The 22894-nt window shown below is 45.3% G+C and carries 17 protein-coding genes, 1 tRNA gene and 1 riboswitch; of the genes, 9 read left to right on the forward strand and 9 right to left on the reverse strand.

The window, feature by feature from the left end; translation table 11 throughout:
- Positions 1-47 precede the first annotated feature (47 nt).
- The 5 genes from recQ (at position 48) to GA0116948_RS03700 (ending at position 7775) form a co-directional block, all read left to right on the forward strand.
- Complete coding sequence (gene recQ / locus GA0116948_RS03680; RefSeq protein ID WP_089709160.1) at positions 48-2249, forward strand: DNA helicase RecQ; 2202 nt, start codon at positions 48-50, stop codon at positions 2247-2249.
- Between the two features lie 53 nt (positions 2250-2302).
- Positions 2303-3088, forward strand: a complete 786-nt coding sequence (locus GA0116948_RS03685) for a DUF3050 domain-containing protein (protein ID WP_089709162.1) — start codon at positions 2303-2305, stop codon at positions 3086-3088.
- Positions 3089-3162: 74 nt separating this feature from the next.
- A tRNA-Phe gene (locus GA0116948_RS03690) sits at positions 3163-3235 on the forward strand.
- Positions 3236-4154: 919 nt separating this feature from the next.
- Positions 4155-4361: a Fic family protein gene (locus GA0116948_RS21745; RefSeq protein ID WP_205686096.1), complete on the forward strand. Its 207-nt coding sequence runs from the start codon at positions 4155-4157 to the stop codon at positions 4359-4361.
- Positions 4362-4760: 399 nt separating this feature from the next.
- Positions 4761-7775: an AAA domain-containing protein gene (locus GA0116948_RS03700; protein ID WP_089709164.1), complete on the forward strand. Its 3015-nt coding sequence runs from the start codon at positions 4761-4763 to the stop codon at positions 7773-7775.
- 102 nt (positions 7776-7877) lie between these two features.
- Here the strand turns inward: GA0116948_RS03700 and GA0116948_RS20960 are convergent, their stop codons facing one another.
- A complete protein-coding gene (locus GA0116948_RS20960; protein ID WP_123891747.1) occupies positions 7878-8057 on the reverse strand; it encodes a hypothetical protein in 180 nt (59 codons plus the stop codon).
- 68 nt (positions 8058-8125) lie between these two features.
- Here GA0116948_RS20960 and GA0116948_RS03705 point away from each other — a divergent pair, with 68 nt between their 5' ends.
- Positions 8126-9244, forward strand: coding sequence for a serine hydrolase domain-containing protein (locus tag GA0116948_RS03705; protein WP_089709166.1), 1119 nt, complete (start codon positions 8126-8128; stop codon positions 9242-9244).
- Positions 9245-9524: 280 nt separating this feature from the next.
- On the opposite strand, the gene GA0116948_RS03710 is transcribed toward GA0116948_RS03705, so the two are convergent.
- Positions 9525-9962, reverse strand: coding sequence for an ORF6N domain-containing protein (locus tag GA0116948_RS03710; protein ID WP_089709168.1), 438 nt, complete (start codon positions 9960-9962; stop codon positions 9525-9527).
- Between the two features lie 102 nt (positions 9963-10064).
- On the opposite strand from GA0116948_RS03710, the gene GA0116948_RS03715 reads away from it, so the two are divergent.
- Positions 10065-10625: a methyltransferase family protein gene (locus GA0116948_RS03715; protein ID WP_089709170.1), complete on the forward strand. Its 561-nt coding sequence runs from the start codon at positions 10065-10067 to the stop codon at positions 10623-10625.
- A gap of 57 nt (positions 10626-10682) precedes the next feature.
- Here GA0116948_RS03715 and GA0116948_RS03720 read toward each other — a convergent pair whose 3' ends face one another.
- The 3 genes from GA0116948_RS03720 to GA0116948_RS03730 form a co-directional block, all read right to left on the reverse strand.
- The gene (locus GA0116948_RS03720; protein WP_089709171.1) at positions 10683-11198 is read right to left on the reverse strand and encodes a DinB family protein; all 516 of its coding nucleotides are present in this window, start codon (positions 11196-11198) and stop codon (positions 10683-10685) included.
- An 11-nt stretch (positions 11199-11209) separates the two neighbouring features.
- Positions 11210-12532, reverse strand: a complete 1323-nt coding sequence (locus GA0116948_RS03725) for a hemolysin family protein (RefSeq protein WP_089709173.1) — start codon at positions 12530-12532, stop codon at positions 11210-11212.
- Positions 12533-12600: 68 nt separating this feature from the next.
- Positions 12601-13728, reverse strand: coding sequence for an acyltransferase family protein (locus tag GA0116948_RS03730; protein ID WP_089709174.1), 1128 nt, complete (start codon positions 13726-13728; stop codon positions 12601-12603).
- 178 nt (positions 13729-13906) lie between these two features.
- On the opposite strand from GA0116948_RS03730, the gene GA0116948_RS03735 reads away from it, so the two are divergent.
- Complete coding sequence (locus tag GA0116948_RS03735) at positions 13907-15199, forward strand: MFS transporter (protein WP_089709176.1); 1293 nt, start codon at positions 13907-13909, stop codon at positions 15197-15199.
- Positions 15200-15251: 52 nt separating this feature from the next.
- On the opposite strand, the gene GA0116948_RS03740 is transcribed toward GA0116948_RS03735, so the two are convergent.
- Positions 15252-16586 carry a voltage-gated chloride channel family protein gene (locus tag GA0116948_RS03740; RefSeq protein ID WP_089709178.1) on the reverse strand — a complete coding sequence of 445 codons (1335 nt, stop codon included), beginning with the start codon at positions 16584-16586 and terminating at the stop codon, positions 15252-15254.
- A gap of 32 nt (positions 16587-16618) precedes the next feature.
- Positions 16619-16687: riboswitch (Fluoride riboswitch) on the reverse strand.
- A gap of 93 nt (positions 16688-16780) precedes the next feature.
- On the opposite strand from GA0116948_RS03740, the gene cls reads away from it, so the two are divergent.
- Positions 16781-18262, forward strand: coding sequence for a cardiolipin synthase (cls, locus tag GA0116948_RS03745; protein ID WP_123891748.1), 1482 nt, complete (start codon positions 16781-16783; stop codon positions 18260-18262).
- Positions 18263-18332: 70 nt separating this feature from the next.
- On the opposite strand, the gene GA0116948_RS03750 is transcribed toward cls, so the two are convergent.
- The 3 genes from GA0116948_RS03750 to ybeY all read right to left on the reverse strand — a co-directional run bounded on the left by GA0116948_RS03750 (position 18333) and on the right by ybeY (position 22769).
- Positions 18333-18881 (reverse strand): hypothetical protein, encoded by a 549-nt coding sequence (locus tag GA0116948_RS03750; protein WP_089709182.1) that lies wholly within the window; start codon positions 18879-18881, stop codon positions 18333-18335.
- Between the two features lie 479 nt (positions 18882-19360).
- Entirely contained in the window at positions 19361-21229 is a 1869-nt protein-coding gene (gene mnmG, locus GA0116948_RS03755; protein WP_089709183.1) for a tRNA uridine-5-carboxymethylaminomethyl(34) synthesis enzyme MnmG, read from the reverse strand.
- A 1111-nt stretch (positions 21230-22340) separates the two neighbouring features.
- Complete coding sequence (gene ybeY, locus GA0116948_RS03760; RefSeq protein WP_089709185.1) at positions 22341-22769, reverse strand: rRNA maturation RNase YbeY; 429 nt, start codon at positions 22767-22769, stop codon at positions 22341-22343.
- Positions 22770-22894 lie beyond the last annotated feature (125 nt).

Here is a 22894-nt window from a genome sequence, read left to right on the forward strand (position 1 = left end):
TATATTTGACATCGGCTTTTTAGCCTTTAAATTAAAACCAGAATGCAATGGCGGTTGTAAAGGAAAGTTTGATGGATGCATTACAGGAAAATTTTGGCTTCACTGCCTTCAAGGGCAACCAGGAAGCAATCATTAATAGCATCCTCGCAGGTAATGATACATTTGTCATCATGCCCACCGGCGGTGGGAAATCGCTCTGTTACCAACTGCCCGCGCTCATCAGCCCGGGTTGCGCACTGATCGTTTCCCCCCTCATCGCACTGATGAAAAACCAGGTGGACCTGGTGCGTTCCTACAGCAGCAAAGACAATGTGGCGCATTTTCTCAATTCTACCCTGTCCAAAACCCAAATTAAAAAGGTAAGGACAGACCTTCAGTCCGGCAAAACCAAGCTGCTCTATGTGGCCCCGGAAACGCTTACCAAACAAGAAAACCTGGATTTTTTCCGGGAATTGGACATTTCGTTTGTGGCCGTAGATGAGGCCCACTGTATTTCAGAATGGGGACATGATTTCCGGCCAGAATATCGCCGCCTCAAAGAAATGATCGACCAGATCAGCGACAAGCTGCCCATTATTGCCCTTACCGCCACCGCTACGCCCAAAGTGCAAAGCGACATCGTTAAGAACCTGGACCTCCGCGATCCTAATACCTTTATGTCCTCTTTTAACCGGACTAACCTCTATTACGAGATCCGGCCAAAACGCAAAAAGGATGTTACGATCAAAGAAATCGTTAAGTACATTCACCAGCACAAAGGCAAAAGCGGTATCATTTATACCCTCAACCGTAAAACCACGGAGGAACTGGCCGACATGCTGGTGGCCAATAATATTAAAGCCGTGGCTTACCACGCCGGCCTGGACGCTAATACCCGCGCCAATCGACAAGATCAGTTCCTGCACGAAGATGTAGAGGTGATCGTTGCCACTATTGCCTTTGGCATGGGTATCGACAAGCCCGACGTTCGTTTTGTGATCCACTATAATATTCCCAAAAGCCTGGAAAATTATTACCAGGAAACCGGTCGCGCCGGTAGGGATGGACTGGAGGGCAATTGCATTTGCTTTTACTCTCACCAGGACGTGCAGAAGCTGGAACACCTCATGCGCGACAAGTCGCTCAGCGAACGGGAAATGGGCGCTCAGCTCATCAATGAAACCGTGGCCTACGCAGAAAGCGCCGTATGCCGCCGCAAAGTGATCCTCCACTATTTTGGCGAACATTCTGATGTGGAAAACTGTGGCAAGTGCGACAATTGCCTGCACCCGAAGGAAAAGATAGAGGTAAAAAACCGCGTGAGCATTGCCCTGCGCGCCATCCTGGCCCTGCAGGAACGCTTTGGTAGCGATTACGTGGTAAACGTGATTACCGGCAAGGTAACTCCACAGATAGCCACCTACCGCCATGATCAACTAGCCGAATTTGGCGAAGGCAAAGATAGCGACGCTCATTTCTGGAACTCCCTGCTACGCCAAATGATGCTGGAAGGCCTGGTAGAAAAAGATATTGAGGAGTATGGCCTGCTAAAACTAACGGACAAGGCCCGTCAATTCCTTAAAAAACCGTTTGCTATTTACGTAGTTCTCAATCACCAGTTCGAAACAGATGGCAACGATGAAGAGGAAGATGCCAACGCCGAAGCCCAAATTTCTGCCGATCCCGTGCTGTTTGAAATGCTGAAAGATCTGCGTAAAAAAGTAGCCAAGGAAAAAAACCTGCCCCCCTTCGTGATCTTCCTCGAAAGCTCGCTAGAAGATATGGCCACCCAGTACCCCACCACAGTTCAGGAACTGGAAAAAATTCAGGGGGTAAGTAAAGGCAAAGCCATACGCTACGGCAAACAATTCGTAGATGTGATCTCCAAATATGTGACGGAAAACGATATCGTGAAGCCAGACGATTTCGTAATGAAAAGCGTGGTGAATAAGAGCGGCATGAAGGTGTTCATCATCCAGAACATCGACAAAAAAATACCGCTGGAAACAATCGCCAAAAACAAAGAACTAACCATACAGCAACTGCTCAGCGAAATGGAAACAATCGTTGCCAGTGGCACTAAGCTAAACCTGGATTATTGCATAGACGAAGAACTGGATGATTACGCACAGGACGAAATTCTGGACTATTTCAAAAACTGCGAAACCTCCAGCTTGGCACTTGCCAAGGAAGAACTGGCCGACGGCGATTATTCGCTGGACCAGTTGAAGCTTATGCGTATTAAATTCCTGGTGGTGTATGGGAACTAAATTTTGTGTAACCTTTTTTTCCACCCACATAAAAAGCCGCAAGCATTTTTTTTATGACAGCAGGTATAGCCCGGATCAAGGCGCAGATAGCGCCGGTACGTCAGCAGATCGTAGATCATGCTTTATACAATGAATTACAAAGCCTCCAGGATGTAAGGCTTTTCATGCAACATCACGTGTTTGCTGTATGGGATTTTATGTCTTTGCTTAAATCTTTACAACAGCAACTTACCTGCACCACTACTCCATGGGTACCCAAAGGCTCCGCCGCCACCCGTTACCTGATCAATGAAATTGTGACCGGCGAGGAAAGCGATGTGGACGAAGCTGGCCAGCGGGTAAGCCATTTTGAATTGTACCTTCAGGCTATGCAACAAGCCGGCGCCACTGCCACCCCTATGGCAGACCTCCTGGCTTTATTAGCCAAAGGCACGCCCATCGAAACGGCCTTAGAACAAGCTAACATTCCCACAGCAGCCCGCTCTTTTTTACAATACACTTTTCAGCTCATTGCTACCGCTCCCGTTCATGTACAGGCAGCCGTGTTTACCTTTGGCCGGGAAGACCTCATCCCCGATATGTTTATTTCCCTGGTGCGCGACCTGGACGCTCAATTCCCCGGACAGGTAAGTATTTTTAAATATTACCTGGAGCGCCATATTGAAGTAGACGGCGATCACCACAGTCATTTGGGCATGGAAATGGTGCAGGAATTATGTGGAAATGACGATACTAAATGGGAAGCCGCAGCTGTAGCATCACGTGAAGCACTATCCATGCGCTTGTCGCTCTGGAACGGCATCCTGGACAGCATAAAGAAAGGTGCTCTGAAAAATTAAGGCAAATATTTGGTAGTTAATATTGAATTCCTATCTTTGCACTCCCTCTAACAAGAAGGATACAAAAAAAGGATGGTGCGGTAGCTCAGTTGGTAGAGCAAAGGACTGAAAATCCTTGTGTCGCCGGTTCGATCCCGGCTCACACCACAGAATAGTAAAGGCTTTGAGGCAATGTGCTTCGAAGCCTTTTCTTTTACTACAACCATATTTAGGGTACAAAACGAAAAGTTGGATATTTTGAGAAAAATTTATCCTTGCGTGAAGGATGGTGCTGTGTCGCCAGGAACATTTTGTTCCTTCCTCAAACAATATCCGGCTTACCCTTGATATTTTTGCTGATCATGCTGATAAGTGCAAATTGATGGCTGCAAAGAAAGTGGTATACGTTCGTCCTACGGCTTAAACAATGTCAGTTGTAAGAGATGATTATTTTCTACTCTTACCGGCAAATGCAGCGGCTGTAAAATCATATATGCGCCAATAACCAGGTCATGTCCAACTATCTAAACGGCTTCTTCCCAAAAGAAGACTCTTTGGAAAAAATGATCGCCCAAAAAGCGAGCGAGAAGGCAAAACAAATCGTAAGCCCCGTACCTCGATGACAGTGAAGCTTTAAGATCAAGAAAACACGCAAGACCAAATAAAGCAGGCCATAGCCGAATTAACGGAGGAAATCAAAAGAAAAATGCCGGGTAGCTTATGGGATTAATAGCATTACATTATGAAGAAGGGCAAACCCCGCTTGATGAAGACGAGAAAGATGGTTTGCTAATACCTTCCGTCACGACGAGAGGGGAGCTGGACGAAGTTGAGCAACGCAATATCTAAGAAGCAATCCGCTGGACAATAGAACGCAAGAGAAAATTTAAACCCACCGAATTTGTGACGGAAAAGTTTGTTCAAGGAGTACACCATAGAATGTTTGGTGATGTTTGGGAATGGGCGGGCCGCTTTCATAAATCGAACTAGAACATTGGCGTTGATAAATACCAAATCGCTATCGAACTCCGTACGCTCTTGGATGATTGCATATTTTGGATAGAAAAAAACATTCGCCCCCGATGAAATTGCTGTTCGCTTTAAGCATCGGATAGTATTAATCCATTGCTTTGCCAATGGCAACGGGCGGCATTCCCGTCTCATGGCCGATATCATTGTAGAAAAGATCTTCGGGCAAGATGTGTTCACCTGGGGAGCCGCCAATTTAATCGCTCCTGGCGAATTTCGGTCAAGCTATCTGCAAGCCCTTACAGCGGCAAACAAGGGAAATTAAAAAGTTTGCCAGGTCATAGGCGGCATCATGGTTCGATTGCCCTATTTGCAGCCTTTTAAGGATAAAACAGATTGTACTGTTCTTTTTCTACCAGCCCCCAAATTTCCAACACAACCGATCGCTCTTACTATTTGTTATAAAAATCCTCCGTATTTAATTAAATTACATAAAGCTAATAATGCTGGAAGGATGGGTCTTTAATTTCATACATTAACCCACAGCATAAATCGAAAAATCTCTTTAGTATAGCCTGTCGTATATGTCTTATCAATCAAGCAATTAAAATCCCCCTATAATGACATCCTGGAAAACACCATTGTTTAATCCATGTAAGCCTGAAGGAATATAAGTGTAAATATAGGAACAGAACAAAATTAGTGTACACCATAACCATTTACTGTGCTACAAAGTGACGATAAGAACTTATTAAAATATTGGCGCAATACATTGGCGGATGCGTCGCGGGTAGAAATAATTGTAGACAAATTTATTCATCAATACCAGGTACCGGTAGATTATACCCGTGGCACAATGAATGAAAAGAACGCTTCCCAATTGCTAGACGCAGAAGAAAAGCGGTCGAATGAAAAAAAAGGTAGATCAGATCCAAAAGATCCTGATTGGGAACACATTTATACGGCAAGTATTCTTATTGCCCCCTTTAGCATTAGCCCCAACCCGGAATACAGTAAATATTCAGGTGAAACAGGCCTATTTTATCCATTCTGGGTAAGGGCCGTTTTAAACAGAACCGGAAAAATTACTCCTTATGAAGATACCTTTCCCTACATACCCCGCATCCACCTGGAACCCCAGGTAAATGACGACGTAAATTTTATTTTCGTTGATGTAGATAAGGTAGATGCCGCTTTTGCAAAGCCTTTTGCGGGAGATAATAGCTGGACTGCCTACTGGAAATATATTCAGCAATGTTTTAAAAATATTACCGGGACAGATTTGTTTGAGTTTTCATCCGGAAGCCATACGGCTAAGTATGCCAATACCGTTGTAATAAGCGATAACCTTACCGGTGCTGCAGATGCCATCATTGGATTATATGACTACCTGCACACTGAAAAAGAGCCGCTACCGCTGCTAAATAATTTTATTTCAAAGAATTATAGTCCGCTTCGTTCCTTGCTAACCAACGAAGCGTTTGAACAACAGTCTACTGCTCATTTGGGACAAATGGCGTATGAATTTCCTTTGTCCATCTCCCAACGTAAAACCCTGTATCACTTTTTGACACTAAAACACGGTGAATCGCTGGCCGTAAATGGCCCTCCAGGAACCGGCAAAACCACCTTATTGCAAAGTGTGGTAGCAAACGAAGTGGTACAAAGCGCCATCAACGGTGGAGACCCGGCGGTGATATTGGCCTGTTCTACCAATAACCAGGCGGTTACGAATATTATCGATAGTTTTTCCAGCGTGAAGCAAAAGCCTGGACTATTATATAAACGCTGGCTGCCAGCGTTAAAAGGTTTTGGTTTGTACCTGCCTGCACAAACTAAGACAGTGTCACAAGACATTCCTCACCTAAGGCGATCAGGCGGTATCCTTTCCGGGGCGCACACGGAAAAAGAAAACAACGCTTACCTGGCAATTGCCGAAAAACTGTTTCTTTCGTGTTATGAAGAATACGGAGGCGAAAAAGCATCCAGCATTTCAGCAGTTACCGACCACCTACGTTTACATCTCTTAGAAAAACAAGCAAGCCTTCAGGAAGGAATACAATTATGGAAGCAATACAAGGGCATATACAAGCTGCTCCAAAAGCTATCTCCTGTTACCGAAACAACCTTATTCAATCAACAACTGCTAGATGATAATAAACTGATCCAGGTAGAAACTACGATAAAAATGTTGGAGCACCAGGTAAGTGACTACCTGGATACCGAATCTATATGGATAAAATTATTTTCCTTTTTCCGATTTATAAAAGAAATAAGAGCGGTCCGGTTAAAGCAAATTTTCCGTGATTGCCCTAAAGCATACTCGTCGATAGATTTTCACCAACTTCCAACCATCAGCCAGTTTTTCGATGAAAAGCTACAACTGATCCGCCAAATCAAAACCTGTAGTGAAGCCTGGAATAATTGGAAAATAAATAACCATGTACAATCTAACCCGCCATTGGATGATGTGGCATTTAAAGCGGCCGATCGCAATAAACTCTCTTTCTTTTATGATGAGCTGGAAATGGGATTAAAGTACGACTTGTTCTACCTGGCTACCCACTATTGGGAAGGCCGCTGGCTATTGGCCACGCAGCAACTTATACAGGAAGACCGTACCCGTAAAAATGGACGGGCGGATGCGCAGCAGCGCTGGCAACGATTTGCCATGCTAACTCCCTGTTTTGTATCGACCTTTTACATGGCACCCAAATTTTTTACCTATTCAACGCTTCGTAAGAGCAGTAACACAAAAAGTGTTTGGGAAACGCCGCCACTGCTCGATTTTATAGATGTACTCATCGTAGATGAAGCCGGACAGGTATCCCCAGAAGTAGGCGCAGCCACCTTTGCGCTGGCAAAGAAGGCCCTCATAGTAGGCGATACTTTACAGATAGAACCTGTGTGGAATGTACCTGCCAAAGTAGATTATGCTAATCTTATCCGTTGCGGTGTGGCGAATAGCCTGGAAGAGGTGGACTTGCTAGACGATCTTGAAATAAAAGGATTTTTGAGTAGCTCGGGCAGTATCATGAAAATGGCGCAAAAAGCATCGCCATACCATTTATATCCTTCTATGGAACGGGGTATGATGCTGATAGAGCATCGCAGATGTTATGATGAAATTATCGGGTTTTGTAATATGCTTGCATATAATGGATTTTTGGAACCCAAAAAAGGTACTGCTGCCAGGATACTGTTTCCGCCTATGCACTTTGTAGATAGCAAAAGTATTGCTACCACCGCTGGTAAAAGCAGGGCTAACCCGGAAGAGGCCATATGCATTGCACAATGGATACTTACCTACCAGCAGCAATTAATCAGACACTATCAATCAATAGAGAACACCGCGGCTGCCAAGGATAACACAACCCCCAGGAAACTGCAGCTCGCTGATATAATTGGTATTGTTACACCCTTTACCGGGCAAAAATATGAGCTCATAAAAGCCTGCAAAAGCAACGGTATTTCTGTAGCCGGCCTAACCATCGGTACGGTACATGCCCTGCAAGGTGCCGAACGCCCTATCGTATTATTTTCAGCCACCTATGGTATAAATGATGCAGACAAAAGCTATTTCTTTAATAGAAGTGTGAATATGCTGAATGTAGCCGTATCCCGCGCAAAGGATGCATTTATATTATTTGGAAATGGCGTTATTTTTAATCGGGTAGGAAATATGCCCGGTATGCAACTATATAATTACATAAAAGCCGTAACCATTATGCGCCCGTGATTTTATTTTCCTGGAAAATATGCGCAACCTGCTTCGGGGTTAGGCCGGGACAAAAAATAATATCCTTCAGAAACATGCCGGAAACCATTCCGGCCAGCAGCATCAGGGGATTACCAATACCGGCCACCAGATAGCCTTCTCCGAGTTTTTAAATGTTTCTAATTTTCGTACTTTAGTAACCCGCGTTTCCTTCATCCACCAGGAGGAAACCCGTTGTATGCGGGTAGGGCCGGTGGAGTGCAGGGCATTGAGATAAAAGAAGGGAAGCGTTAAAATAAACAAGGTTATACAACCAATATCCCATTCTCCGGTATCCTTCTTTGTATTATTTTTCTGTAAAATGTCCCTCCATGAAAAATAGCCTTCTCCTCTCGGGTTGTCTGTTCCTGTTTACCGGCCTCCAGGCCCAAGACATTCAACGCAGTGCGTCAGACAATCCTTTGATTACTAAGCTGGATAGTGCGGTACAAGCCGCCTTGCAACAATTTATCAGCGACACGGGTCGTCAGGGGGTATCTGCCGGTATCTTCCTACATGGGCAAACCTTCATTTACAATTATTGCCAAGGCGATGCGGCCAATCTTCCCAATAAGTACACCTTGTACGAGATCGGCACTATCTCTCAAACCTTTACCGGTGCCCTGCTGGCACAGGCCGTCTTGGAGCACCGGATAAAATGGAGCGACGATATCCGCAAGTACCTGCACGGTGCTTATCCTAACCTCGCCTATCAGGGCCACCCTATCCAGGTAAAATTCCTGTTAAGCCAGGTTTCCGGCCTGCCCTATTTACTGCCCGCCATTCCAGACCAGCTTACCCTCCCGGAAGATACTGCCATAGCACGCATGACCCGTAGCCAGCAAGGATATACGAAGGCAAATTTCCTGCGCGATCTGCACCAGGTAACGATAGACACAGTGCCTGGTTATCGCATTCGTTATTCCAATACAGCCGCGCAGTTAGCGGGCTTCCTGCTGGAAGACATCTATCACCAGTCCTACGACCAATTGCTGAAAAAGTATATCACCACGCCATTGCACATGCAGCGTACGGTAACGGTTGTTCACCCGGGAATACCTGGCCTGGCCGTAGGATATAGCCAGCTGGGCGTAGCCACTCCTTACAATCCATCTACCTGGACAGCCGCTGCCGGCATTTATGCTTCCGTGGAAGACATGGTGCGCTACGCGCATTATCAGCTGAACGAAAAAAATCCGGTGATATCCCTCACCCATCAACCGGTTTTTGGCGATAGCACTACTTCCAACATGGGCCAATACTGGCAGATCACCAAAACAGAAAGTGGCTGCCGGAAGATCTGGCAAAGCAGCGCCACCTTCGGCTTCAGCAGTTACTTGGTAATGTATCCCGAACAGGAAATCAGCATAGTATTACTTTCCAATGAATCGGATCACTCCACGCAGCAAGCGCAGGAAGCGGCTGCACAAGAAATCTATAACGCCCTGTAATTTTATAGCCTGGTTTATTGTTTGGCGGGGTGCCACCACCCGTCAGGCCAGGCTACAAACATAAGGTTGTTAATACCCCGCTTTAATTTCGTACATACCTGCATTAAAACCCCATGCGTATGGCGATCCTTCCCCCATCACCCTTCTCCGTATACAACAATTGCACGTTTCTCATTCCGCCGCTTCGCCGGATGGGCATAAACCAGCCTTCTAGCACCATGCCGCTTTTGAAGGCCAATCCTCACTTTTTCGGGATGCCAATATAAACGCTGGGGTTATACTATGGTGTGGCTATCAACGCCTGCATGGTCTCCTGTAGCTCGTCGTATTTCATCAGATGCCGCAGGCTCACATTGCCTCCGGAAGATGCATGTAATATCACAAAAGATCGCACGATGGCGATGTTCATTTCTATAGCGCGGGAACTTCCCAGCAACCCGGCCAGCATTATTAGCCCCATATCTGTAAAAGCCTGTGGCGGCTGCTTAGGAAAAGGATGTGTCCGGATATTCATATGCAGCAATATCTTCCGCATGGGAAGCCACTCCGCATGGGTAAGTATAAAGGAACAGTCTTCCGGGAAACGTTGGGAGTTGCGTAGCACCATATTTTTTACCTGGCGGGTATTCATGCCATAAAGCGGTGCCAGGTCTATATCCAATATCACGTTGCGCCCACGCAAGTGAAAAATTTTATCCCGGATACGGATCAGGTCCATACACGAAAAGTTTATATTTCCGGCATATTACCTATTCCCTCCTTTCCATTGGTGAAAACCCTGTTAATGTCGTTTTTAGCTATCTTTAATTAAATACAGCTTATGTACGCCACCGGTATTGTGTCCCTCATTTTCTGCTGCTCCGAACTGCTTCTTTCCTTCCTGAAACGCTCCAATAAACAAACCTCCCGAACCCGCAACGATAAGGGCTCTCTGGCTCTTTTTTGGATTTTCATCCCCATAGTGGTATCTGTCGCCAGTGTACTACGCAGGTACCTGCGTGTGGGCGCCCTGCCCCACAAACCCTGTTTTATCATAGGCCTGCTCCTGGCTATATCCGGCCTGTTATTGCGCTGGATAGCCATTTACCAGCTTGGCAGTTTATTCACCGTAGATGTTGCTATTACCGAACATCACGCGTTGAAGACAGATGGTTTGTACAGCGTAGTGCGCCATCCCAGCTACACCGGCCTGCTGATGATCATGACCGGCCTGGCACTTACGATGAGTAATTGGATCTGCTTACTACTGATTGTTATCCCTTTCCTGCTACTACTCGGCTATCGCATACAAGTGGAAGAAGCCATCCTGAAAACAGCTTTTCCGGACGCCTATACCGCTTACCAACGCCGCACCAAACGCCTCCTTCCCGGCATATACTAAACAAAACGGCCCTACGATTTTCGTAGGGCCGCCATATTATTTTCTTGTTGAAGATGCTTACAGCAGGGGCTTATAACGCGCTTCCAGTATATTTAAATGGTGCTGCTGATGGCCCACAATGGTGTAACCAATGGCCAGCACAGGAAGCACATATTTCGAGAACTTACTACTGCGTAGCAATGCTTCGTCGTCGAAAGTACTGAACAGTGATTGCGTGTTTTGTTTTACGAGCAAAAACTCCTGGAGTATGCTATCAAAACTGCGCTGGTTGGCTTTTGCTGACCCGGCATACTCTTCCTGATCAAAAGCCGGCAATACTATTTTATCATTGCGCGCAAATACCAGCGCACGGTATTGAAAAATCCTTTCTGTGTCTGCCATATGCAAGATCACGTCGTTTACCGTCCACTTATCTGCCGCATAGGCTTTGTTGGCCAGCGGGCGAAAAGTTTCCAGTTGTGCCAGATCCGCAATGCTTTGCTTAAAATAGATATCCAAAGGAATATTGGCCGTCAGGTCTATATAAACCGGGTAGGTGCCCGGAAGCAGGTGCTGCAAAGGATCTTTGTTCATGATGGGTGTTATTAAGAATTGGTATCGTCTGCATCGGCAGCGACACCATTCATCCAGCGGAGGATGGCTTTTTCCACGGAGCTTTTAAACATTTTTTTAATGGTGATCTCGTAGCCCTCAAAATGAAAAACTTCTCCCTCTGTGGGTATGGAGCCGTGGTGATAGGCAATTAATCCTGCCAGCGTTTCATAGTCTTCACTTTCCGGCAGTGAGTTAGGCAAATGTTTATTGATGTCCTGTATATGTTCATGAGCATTTACAAGGTAGGTATGATCTTCCTGTTCTACCACGATGGGTTGTTCCTGGTCATGCTCATCCTGAATATCACCCACCAGCTCTTCCAGAATATCCTCCATGGATACCAGTCCTACGGTATCGCCAAACTCATTGATCACGATGGCCAACTGCTGGCGTTTACTCTGGAAATTGCGTAGCAGGTCTTTGATCTTCATGCTTTCCGGCACATAAAAAATGGGGCGCAGCAGGTCTTTGATCTCAGTGGTACTTTTTTCGTGATGGGCCCTTACCAGGTCTTTTGTGTACAATACCCCCACCAGTTCATCAATAGAATTGTGCTGGCACACCGGGTAGCGAGAATAGCCATCCTCAATGGCTGTATCATATAATTCTTCAAAGGGCGATTCCAATTTCAGACATACTATATCCTTGCGATGCCGCAGGATTTCTTTCACCCGTCGGTCGTCAAAATCAAACACATTGTGAATAAGTTCCCGCTCGGTTTCCTCAATAGCACCACCCTCCTGGCTTTCAGATATAATAAGTTTAAGTTCTTCTTCGGAATGTATCTCGGCCTCTTTCATGGGCGGAATGCCAATGACCCGCAATACTACATTGGCGAGTGTGTTTAGTACCCAAATGAAAGGTTTAAATACAAAATAAAATACCCGCAGCGGCACGGCGATGATAAGTGTAGTATTGGCTGCCTTGCGGATGGCTATAGACTTGGGCGCCAGTTCCCCGAATACAATATGTAACATGGTGATGCCCGCAAAAGCAATTGGCACCGAGATTTTATGCGCCATCTGCACATCCAGGTGTAAGTGCAGAGCTCCCATTACGTTCAGGATAATATCTGTCATCACTTCCTCTCCTACCCAACCCAAGCCCAGGGATGCTAGCGTAATGCCCAACTGGGTAGCCGCCAAATATCCATCCAGGTTATTGGTCACGGCGCGGGCCGCCAACAATACTTTCTTCGGGCCTTTCATCCCGCTGATTTGGGTAGATCGCACCTTTACAATGGCAAATTCGGCCGCCACAAAAAAACCGTTTAATAATACCAGGAATAAAGTCAGGAAAATCTGTAAGGTCATGTTATTCGTGAATGGGATTCGAAATTACACAATTTATCATTGTTGCATTTGCACCCCATTATATATTATTATACTCGTACATATATCTTGCGCCAGTCCAATAGCTTTCCTACAGCCCAGCATAGTAACATATAACTCACGGCAAATAACAGAGATCCAAATGCACCCGGCCAATAGCGCTGGAAGAGGTGTTCATTTACCCAAGATATCGGATTGCCCCCACCCACGGGTATCATCCATAGTAGAATCAATAATAGTTCCGAAAGCAAGTAAAGGAATAACGGGTTCCTTCCAAATACAGTGAAGAAGCCTGTCCAACTGGTAAATCCAAGCTTATCGATTACGAATATCAGGAAAGATAAAATGAGTAGGTCTATCCCCACGGTGTGCAATACAAAAGACGATGTCCAGAGTTTTTTGTTGATGGGAAAAAACGGGTTCCAGCAGATGGCTAGCACGATCAGCAAAATCCCGATGGCCGCCAGTTGCCACAGGCGCTTATTATCGTTACGGTATTTTTGTACGTACAGGCCGGTGTAATAACCCGCCACCACGTTTACGATGGCTGGCAAGGTACTAAGTATCCCTTCCGGGTCAAAGGGTACGCCCTCCCCATGGTACAGGTGGTCAGGGCCCATGACCAGCAAGTCTAACTTCAGTTCTGCATTGCCATGCAGGGTATAAAAATCACCGGGATCGCCAAAAAAATGCATGAGACCCCAATAGATAAATAGTAGCGCGATGGATATAATCCACACTACGCTGGTAGAACAATACATGATCAGCAAAGAAGCGATACAGTAACACAATGCAATGCGCTCCAGCACGCCCAAAATACGGGTTTGCGAGAATGGCTGAAGGTCTACATGCCCATCTACAATATGAATATGTGCTATCCACGATACAATATATCCCAGCAGGAATATGATGAGGGTGCGTTTAAAGATTTTCTGTAACACGTCTTGCGTGCGCATGGTTTCAAACTTCTTCATGGCAAAGCTCATGGCATTGCCCACCGCAAATAGGAAGGAGGGAAACACCAGGTCGGTGGGCGTAAACCCATGCCAGGCGGCATGTTCCAGCGGAGCATAACTCACCCCGGACCCCGGCGTATTTACAATGATCATAAAACAAACAGTAATTCCCCGGAACACATCCAGCGGTAAAAAACGTTGCACACTTGATTTAGTAGACATAGAAACATTTTGAAAGCCGCAATGCGGCCATAATCTGGTTGAGGGAATAAGCGACGTTTTGCAGTAAAAGGTAGTTCTAAAAATAGTCCAATTATTTATTTTTTCATAATATGCGCCTGCCTATCTGTACTTGTAAGAGATAGCAGTTATTTTTTTCGTCAAACAACCCTTTCCCGTTATGTCTGCGACTGCTTCCGCTTCTTCCGTTCGCCACCCCCTGTTGGCCATCCTCACCGGTGCGGTGGGCAACCTGGTGGAGTGGTATGATTGGTATATCTACGCCGCTTTTTCGCTATACTTTGCGCCCGCTTTCTTCCCGAAACTTAGCGCCACAGCCCAATTGCTGAACACCGCAGCTATCTTTGCCGTAGGTTTTCTAATGCGCCCCATCGGAGGATGGTTATTTGGCGCCATTGCAGACCGGCGGGGCCGTAAGGCATCTATGACCATTTCTGTATTACTCATATCTTTCGGATCGCTGGTGATTGCTTTTACACCTGGGTATGATCAGATTGGCGTACTGGCGCCGCTGCTGCTGTTCCTGGCCCGCCTGCTGCAAGGCCTGAGTGTGGGCGGGGAGTACGGTACAGTCGCCACTTACCTCAGTGAAATAGCCAGCCCGCAGCGGCGCGGCTTTTTCTCCAGCTTCCAATATGTTACGCTTATAGGCGGCCAGTTATGCGCCCTGGGCGTGCAATTATTTTTACAAAAGGTGTGGCTCTCTCCCGCACAACTGGCAGCCTGGGGCTGGCGTATTCCTTTTGTAATAGGGGCCTTACTGGCACTGGTGGCCTTTATCATACGCCGTCATATGGAAGAAAGCATGCACCTGGCCCCTGCCTCTCCTGCTCCCCGCAGCTCCCTGCTATTGCTGTGTAAATTACATCCCCGCGCAGTGATTACGGTGGTGGGCCTCACCATGGGCGGCACGCTGGCGTTTTACACTTTTACCACTTACATGCAAAAATTCCTGGTCAATACCCTGCATTTTACGATAGACCGTTCTACCGTACTTACCTTCTGGCTCATGCTACTTTATGCTGTCATGCACCCACTGTTTGGATGGCTCTCCGACCAGGTAGGAAGAAAACCGTTGCTTATTATTTTCGGCGTTCTCGGCACCCTCACCACGGTTCCCATTCTTACCGCGCTAAGCCACACCCACAGCGAGGCCTCCGCCTTCTGGCTAATACTGGCCGCTCTCACCATTGTAAGTTGCTACACCTCGGTGTGTGGTATTGTGAAAGCAGAAATGTTTCCGGCCAATGTTCGCGCCCTGGGCGTAGGTTTTCCCTATGCCATTGCCGTAGCGGTTTTTGGCGGCTCTGCAGAATCGATCGCGCTATATGTAAAGAAGATAGGCCATGAATCGTGGTTTTACTGGTATGTAACGCTGGCCATTTTTATTTCGCTGATCGTGTATGTGTGCGTTAAAGACAGTAAACAACATTCCTATATTGATAAGGACTAACGGTTTCCTATAAACGAAAACGGGGGCGTCTTCACCGTAAAATGCCCCCATTTTATTCCGTGTTTTTTTTATCCAACCATTGTTGCAGTGTAAGCCCGGAAGGGTTATCGGTAGCCATTTTATTTATACCTATCCGCTGCGATCCGTAAATACCTGTATGCCCGCTAAAATAATAAGCTGTAAAACAGGCCACTGCATAATACACTACATGGTGCGCACCAAACAACTCCACACCCATGAGCGTACAGGCCAGCGGCGTATTGGCAGCCGACCCAAATACCGCGATGAAACCCAGCCCTGCCAGCAGATCCACGGGTACGCCCAGCATTACGGCCAGCCCATTGCCTAAAGTAGCGCCAATAAAAAATAAGGGCGTTACTTCTCCCCCTTTAAAACCCATACCCAGCGTTACGGCTGTAAAGACTATTTTCCACCACCAGCTCCACACACCGGCGCCGCCAGCATGAAAAGCGTTTACAATACTTACGCTATCCGGATATTGACCGGTTACCCCCAGGCCAATGTAATCGCGGGTATCCAGCACCCAGCATAACACAATCACGATAATGCCGCCTACCACCGGCACCAGCCAGGGCTGCCGGATATAGGCTGCTGCATATTTTTTTATGCCATGCAACAACATCGAAAATAGATAGCCCGCCAGCCCAAAGATCACGCCGCTGAAGATAACTTTGGCCAGCAGCAACACATCCATGTGTAAAAATGGCAATGCAGGCACCGGATCTTCCGTTGCGATGTGATATATAGTATGATGAATACCCAGGCTGACGCAGGTGAGGTCTGCTACCACTGCCGCAATTAGGCAGGGCATCAGTGCTTTGTAACGCACCACGCCAATGGCCAATACCTCCAGCGCAAATACCGCCCCCGTAACCGGTGTGCCGAATACGGCACCAAAACCCGCCGCCATCCCGGCAGTAAGCATCACCTGCACCTCTTCTTCAGTAAGGCGGAACCAACGGGCATACCACTGGGCTATGCTGCCGCCCATCTGTACTGCAGTACCTTCCCGCCCTGCCGATCCACCAAACAAATGCGTGATCAGGGTGGTGATAAGTACCAGCGGTGCCATGCGCGCCGGTATCCCTCCTCCCGGCTGGTGAATGGCGTCCAGGATCAGGTTACTACCAGCAGCGACTTTTTTCCCTGCCTTATAGTACAGGTACCAAATGCCCATACCCGCCAGGGGCAAGGCATAAAGCAAGCAGGCATGTTCCTGGCGTAAGGTGGTACACTTTTCTAATGCCCATAGGAAAAAAGCCACCAATACACCCGTGGTCATCGCCACCGGCAGTACGAGAAAAGTCCATTTTAATAATTGAAATGCGATGGAAACCTGGTCATGTTTGCGAAAAGCAATTTTCATCCTACAAATAGTTTTGTACGTTTCATTATTAGCTATTTGTAGGCGCCATCAGCCCGTAGCGAGCGGTTCTTGGGAAGGAAGACACCATTTCCTTTTATGCAGCAAAGTTATTCAATTTGCCGGCTTCTTACTTATTTTTTACTCACCGTACACAGGCAGCAATATTTATCTTTACCTATCCAAACGCACTGCCCTTGTATTATCTGTTTCAGTATTTCTCCAGCACTGGCTGGCCTGCCTACGTAAAGATCATCAGCATTGTATTGATGATACTCACCACCATCGGTATCGCAGGGTCTATTGTACTGGAAAACCGCAATCCTATCAAAGCCCTCGCTTACATACTCCTGCTGGTATATTTGCCCATAGCCGGCATGATAGTATACTACTACCTGGGGCGCGACCTGAAAAAGAAGAAACTATTTACCCTTAAAGGCAGCAAGGATGAAGCCCTGTACGCTGGCTTCTGGGAATTACAACGCTCCCGCATTGAACAACGCCAAATAGCCCTCCGCTTATTGGAAGGGGAAAAGCAGGAAGTATCCGCTATGTTGCTGAATACCCGGCAATCTATGGTTACTAAACATAACCGGGTGCAACTGCTAATTAATGGAGAACGGAAAATACCCGTGGTGCTGGAAGCCCTCAAAGCAGCCACCCACCACATCCATATCGAGTATTACATGATTACCAACGATAGTGTGGGACAGGCCGTAACCGATGTGCTGTTAGAAAAATTAAAAGAAGGGATAGAAGTGCGCGTTATCTATGACGATCTTGGCTCTAGCCGTATCGGCGATATCCCAAAACGCTTAAGAGCTGCCGGCGCAGAAGTATATGCTTTCTCGCCCGTACTTATCAATTTTTACCTCAATGCCAATTACCGCGACCACCGCAAGGTGATCGTGATCGATGGAAAGGTGGGTTTCATCGGAGGAATTAATTTAGACGAGCGCTATGTAAATAATGGGAAACACACTACCTATTGGAGAGATACACATTTAAAAATAGAAGGGGAATCTATGAACCTCCTCCAGTTGCAATTTCTCTTGAGTTACCGCTACTGTAGCAAAAAAACATTTCACTTGGGCGATCCTTATTTCGGCATGCCCCACCATGTTACCCATACCTGCTTTACCGACATCGTGACCAGCGGACCCGATTCTGAATGGCCGGCAGTTCTGCAAAGTATGTTGATGGCCCTACAGGTAGCGCGGCGGCGCATACGCATTACCAATCCCTACCTCATACCCAATGATCAGCTCATGACTGCCCTGCAAATAGCCGCCCTGGCCGGTAAGCAGGTGGAAATACTAATTCCTGCCAGGGGCGATTCTTTTTTTGTACAACACGCCACTTACTCTTTTTTGAAACCGCTTATGGAGGCAGGAGTAGTCATTTACTTTTATGAACAAGGTTTTATACATGCCAAAACTATGGTGATCGATGATAACCTTGCATGGGTTGGTTCTGCCAACCTGGACAACCGCAGCTTTTTTCTCAACTTCGAAATTGCCTGCCTGCTGTACGACAAAGACCTGGCGCAACAGCTCAACGATACATTTGAAGACGACCTGAAATATGCCACCCTCGTTTCCGGGGAACGTTTTTACAACCGCACAATCTGGAAACGTTTTATAGACGGCTGTTGCCGGTTGCTGGCCCCATTGCTCTAAAAAATAAATAGATAACCTTTATGGCGAGTAACCGTACCAATTAACCATAATTATTTATACACGTAGCCTTTTAATTTCCGTCGTCATCACGGTCTTCTTCCAGGCTATCCTGCCGGTCGCCACCTAGGCTATAACCATTGTTCTCTTCATCTTCTGCACCTACATCTTCCGCTTCATCGTCCAGCTCTTGGCCAGGTATATCCAAGTCGCGACCGGTTTTATCTTTCTTCCAATCACTTTCCTGCGCGTCCACATCATCAATATCATTCAGATCGTCCAGGCTATCTGCATCTAGTTCGTCTTCATCATTCATTTCCCGGTCTATGGCTTCCAAACCAAGCAGGTCGTCTTCCGTTACATCCGCTTCGTTGCCTTTTACAATACCCAGGTCTTCCCCGGCTACCGGCGCAGCATCTGTCTCGGTTTTACTCTTTGGCGTAAGGTCTTTATCCGACACATGGGTTTTGCGGGTTATGTTCTCTAAATCAGCATCTACCTGTTTGCCGGCATTGTCTTTACTGAAAACATCTTCTTTGGAAGCATAATGTGGATAACCAGGAAATTGTTCTTCGCCCGATTTTTTATCATTAGGTTTTTTGTTGTCGCCAGCTTGTATCATAATAGAAAGGTTTAATAATTATCTACAGACTTTGTGCCGGATAAACTACCGGACTTACAAATCCCAAGTAAATAGCATATAAATGAAAGAATAAACAGTCTCATCGCTTAAATTAAGCTTTTTAGCCCTTTCTGGCGTTGCAAACCGTTTTTCAATAAATGATAAGCAACGTTTAGCGATCGTTTAAATTTAAGGAGATAATGAGATCAATTTAATTCATTGAAAATTAACTATTTATATAAATTAGGTCTTTTTTTAGCAAATTGATGCATTTATTTCGGCATAAATAGTAAACAGAGCGCTTGCCTGCTAATTCTCCTTATTTCTATAAATATTTTTTTAAACCGCCAGATTATTTACTAGTTTAAAAAGGGCAACACGGGTTATATTGAAGATACAGCATTTCTTCCAGGCCTGCCAACAAAAAAGGGATGTGGTTTATCACCGCATCCCCCTTCAGGTATCATTGATTCAAAACGTTATCTTCCCATATACACCATTAATATTTGGACATCACTCGGATTGACGCCGCTGATACGGCTTGCCTGCCCCAGGGTATGAGGCCGGATTTTATTAAACTTCTGCCGAGCCTCATTGGAGAGTGACACCAATTTAGAATAATCGAAGCTATCCGGAATGACCAGGTTTTCCAACTGGCTCATTTTATTCACCAGTTCATTTTCCTTTTCTATATATACATCATACTTCACCTGTATTTCTGCTTCTTCTAGGGTTTCCTGATCGAAAGCTTGCAGGGCATTTTTAACTGTAGGCAGGTTTTCGCACAAGGCAAGAATATCAATACCCGGCCTAAGCAATACCTGGTTCAATCGTTGTTTTTGGGTAAGGGCAGCAGAATGGCGGGCCTCCAGAAAAATATTGGCTTCTGCTGGCTCTACTGATTGTTCTTTTAGTATTGTCTTTACTTGCTCCACCCCTGTTTTCTTAGCTAGCATTTTGTCCAGCCGGTCTTGTTTGGCCAGGCCCAAATCGTATCCTCTTTGGGTGAGGCGAAGGTCTGCATTGTCCTGACGAAGCAGGGTGCGAAACTCGGCCCTGCTGGTAAACATGCGGTATGGCTCTTCCGTCCCCTTATTGATTAGATCGTCTATCAAAACTCCAATATAAGCATCGCTCCTCTTCAGTACAAAGGGGGCTTTGTCCGACGATTTCAATGCAGCATTTATTCCTGCCATTAATCCCTGGCAGGCTGCCTCCTCATAACCGGTGGTACCGTTTATCTGCCCGGCAAAGAAAAGGTTGGGTATTTGTTTTGTTTCTAAGGAAAATTGTAGTTGTGTAGGTGGAAAAAAATCGTACTCAATAGCATACCCTGGGCGAAACATGCGTACATTTTCGAACCCGGGAACCAGCCGGAGGGCTTTATATTGTACCTCTTCCGGCAATGAAGTAGAAAATCCATTTACATAGATCTCCACAGTATTAAATCCTTCCGGTTCTACGAAAAGCTGGTGTCTTTCTCTTTCAGCAAATCTGTTTATCTTATCCTCGATACTTGGACAATACCTGGGCCCGGTACCACTAATGCGCCCTTGAAACATGGGCGACCGGTCGAAGCCTGTTTTCAGCATTTCATGAACAGCCTCACTGGTGTAGGTGATGTAGCAACTCCTTTGTTCGCTGGCCTTAATGGTAGGTACATTCATATAAGAAAAGCCGGTGATGGTATCATCTCCTTGCTGTTCTTCCATCTTAGTATAGTCTAGGCTGCGGCCATCTACCCGTGGGGGTGTTCCTGTTTTCAGCCGGTCGCTTTCAAAACCCAGAGAAATAAGTTGTTCTGTAATACCAGTTGCCGCTTTCTCCGCTACCCGGCCTCCACCAAATTGTTTATCCCCAATATGAATCACCCCATTGAGGAATGTCCCGTTAGTGAGTACCACTGTTTTAGATTTTATTTCGTGTCCTAATCCAGTAACCACTCCTTGGCAACGCCCATCTTTAATAAGCAGACCCTTCACCATATCCTGGTAAAAATCAATATTTGGTGTTTGTTCCAACATTTCCCTCCACTTGGCGGCAAAAAGCATACGATCGCTTTGTGCACGGGGACTCCACATGGCAGGTCCTTTAGATCGGTTTAACATCCGGAACTGGATAAGCGAAAGATCTGTGACGATGCCGGAATAACCTCCCAAGGCATCTATCTCCCGCACTATTTGCCCTTTGGCAATCCCCCCCATAGCGGGGTTGCAACTCATTTGAGCAATGGTTTGCATATTCATGGTTACCAACAGTACCTTGGAACCCATATTAGCAGCAGCAGCAGCAGCCTCACAGCCCGCGTGCCCCGCTCCTACAACAATAACATCGTATAATGAAAACATACTTTTAAGATAGGTTGCAAAGGTAAGGGTATTTTTATAGGTGTAAGAATGAAGAGATGTTCCACGTGGAACATTAATTATGAATAGGCTTATAATGTAACCATCCAATAAAAAAGATTATCTAATTACCAAAGCAATGCGGAGGAATTAGGAAGGTATTTTAATTAAAATGTTTTATAAAAAATGATATTTTTTTAGGACCTCCGAAGGCTTATTAGAAAGTGACATTTTTTGCAGCGGCAGAATATAACCCAGCATTATCAGAAAAAATATCACTTCCCAACGAGAAGAGATTATCACTGAATTATGAAATAACACAGTTTATTTTACAGTCCCTTATCAGAAAAAATATCACTTCCTAACGAGATCAGATTATCGACGAATTATTAAATGACACAGTTTATTTTACATTCCCTTTACAGCCTCCGTAGTTAGTTATTATGAATTTTAATATTAATGTTCCACGTGAAACATCCTACCCCGAAACGAGCGACGGTCTGAAAAAAATGTAATTACATGTAATAAACAGCTTTGAAAATACCTGACGCAGTATCCCGTATTGTATGCAATCTTTCCGCTGTGTAATAAAACGAAAGTTGAACCTCTTTTTTATAATTATCCATACCTGGTACCTTTATTTAATACTTGAATAATAAAACAAATTCACTATAAGTATTTGCTTCACTTCTTACAGACATATACCCTTTTTAATACTTATAGCCACACCTAGCATTTTTAATTGCATTTCCCGTATTCTTCTTTGGAATGGTTGAGTCTTGCAGCAACTAATTAAAATGCAGTGCGCAATATGTAAACATATTTCTAGGAAGGGTAAATTTTGTAAAATCCAACACTCGCTCCAGGGATAAAAGACTTTCACCTCTCCTTAATACAAAATTGATACAGCATTATTAAAGTAAGTATAAGTTAAGTTTAGACCAAGAAAAGCCAATATTAAAGCACACTTATTATAAATGTAAGGACGTAAGGTTATGTAAAGAGTGCCAAGTATATTATTGCAAATTCAGGTATAAAAAAATTCTTCCACTACAAAAAAGTATAATCCAAATGTTGATTCTAATAACTAACAAGGCTATATAAAAGATCAAGGTCATGATACTGGAAAATATAAATTCAAATATTCCTCTTCCTTCTCACGCATGATATTGGACTCCTCCTCAGATTTGTCTCCAAAACCACACAAATGCAAAGCCCCATGAAAAATTACCCTGTGCAGCTCTCTTTCGTAAGAGGTATTGTATTGATCTGCGTTTTCTTTTACCCTATCTACACTAATATATATTTCTCCCTCCGTTTCCAAAGGATCATCCGAAAGTTCAAAGGTTACAATATCTGTATAAGTATCATGTTGCAAGAATTGCTTGTTAATCTCCAGCAAAAAGGCATCCGTACAAAACACGTATTGTAAATGACGGACCCCCTGTCCCTCCCGTTGAAATAAATTTTTAATAAATGATTTTAATCTAAGTTTGTTGGTAAGCCGGGCCTTCACAGTTTGTTCAGAAAAAAGTATAGCCATATAATTTGCATAAGGGTTTTATTGATAAACAATAAGATGCGAGTGTAAAATTAATGCTAAAAAACTCGTAATCCTTCGTCTGCTTTTTGCATATTGGTTGAGTCCAGCTACCTTTACAATATCAT

Origin of the sequence: Chitinophaga costaii (assembly GCF_900094705.1) — a bacterium.
GTDB lineage: Bacteria > Bacteroidota > Bacteroidia > Chitinophagales > Chitinophagaceae > Chitinophaga > Chitinophaga costaii.

Coding starts and splice junctions, on each gene's coding strand:
- GA0116948_RS03685 (WP_089709162.1), top strand. CDS start 2,303: ATGACAGCAGGTATAGCCCGGATCAAGGCGCAGATAGCGCCGGTACGT.
- GA0116948_RS03710 (WP_089709168.1), bottom strand. CDS start 9,962: ATGGACCTGATCCGTATCCGGGATAAAATTTTTCACTTGCGTGGGCGC.
- GA0116948_RS03750 (WP_089709182.1), bottom strand. CDS start 18,881: ATGATACAAGCTGGCGACAACAAAAAACCTAATGATAAAAAATCGGGC.
- ybeY (WP_089709185.1), bottom strand. CDS start 22,769: ATGGCTATACTTTTTTCTGAACAAACTGTGAAGGCCCGGCTTACCAAC.
- GA0116948_RS03725 (WP_089709173.1), bottom strand. CDS start 12,532: ATGACCTTACAGATTTTCCTGACTTTATTCCTGGTATTATTAAACGGT.
- GA0116948_RS03715 (WP_089709170.1), top strand. CDS start 10,065: ATGTACGCCACCGGTATTGTGTCCCTCATTTTCTGCTGCTCCGAACTG.
- GA0116948_RS03740 (WP_089709178.1), bottom strand. CDS start 16,586: ATGAAAATTGCTTTTCGCAAACATGACCAGGTTTCCATCGCATTTCAA.
- GA0116948_RS03720 (WP_089709171.1), bottom strand. CDS start 11,198: ATGAACAAAGATCCTTTGCAGCACCTGCTTCCGGGCACCTACCCGGTT.
- mnmG (WP_089709183.1), bottom strand. CDS start 21,229: ATGTTTTCATTATACGATGTTATTGTTGTAGGAGCGGGGCACGCGGGC.
- recQ (WP_089709160.1), top strand. CDS start 48: ATGGCGGTTGTAAAGGAAAGTTTGATGGATGCATTACAGGAAAATTTT.
- GA0116948_RS03730 (WP_089709174.1), bottom strand. CDS start 13,728: ATGTCTACTAAATCAAGTGTGCAACGTTTTTTACCGCTGGATGTGTTC.
- GA0116948_RS03735 (WP_089709176.1), top strand. CDS start 13,907: ATGTCTGCGACTGCTTCCGCTTCTTCCGTTCGCCACCCCCTGTTGGCC.
- GA0116948_RS03705 (WP_089709166.1), top strand. CDS start 8,126: ATGAAAAATAGCCTTCTCCTCTCGGGTTGTCTGTTCCTGTTTACCGGC.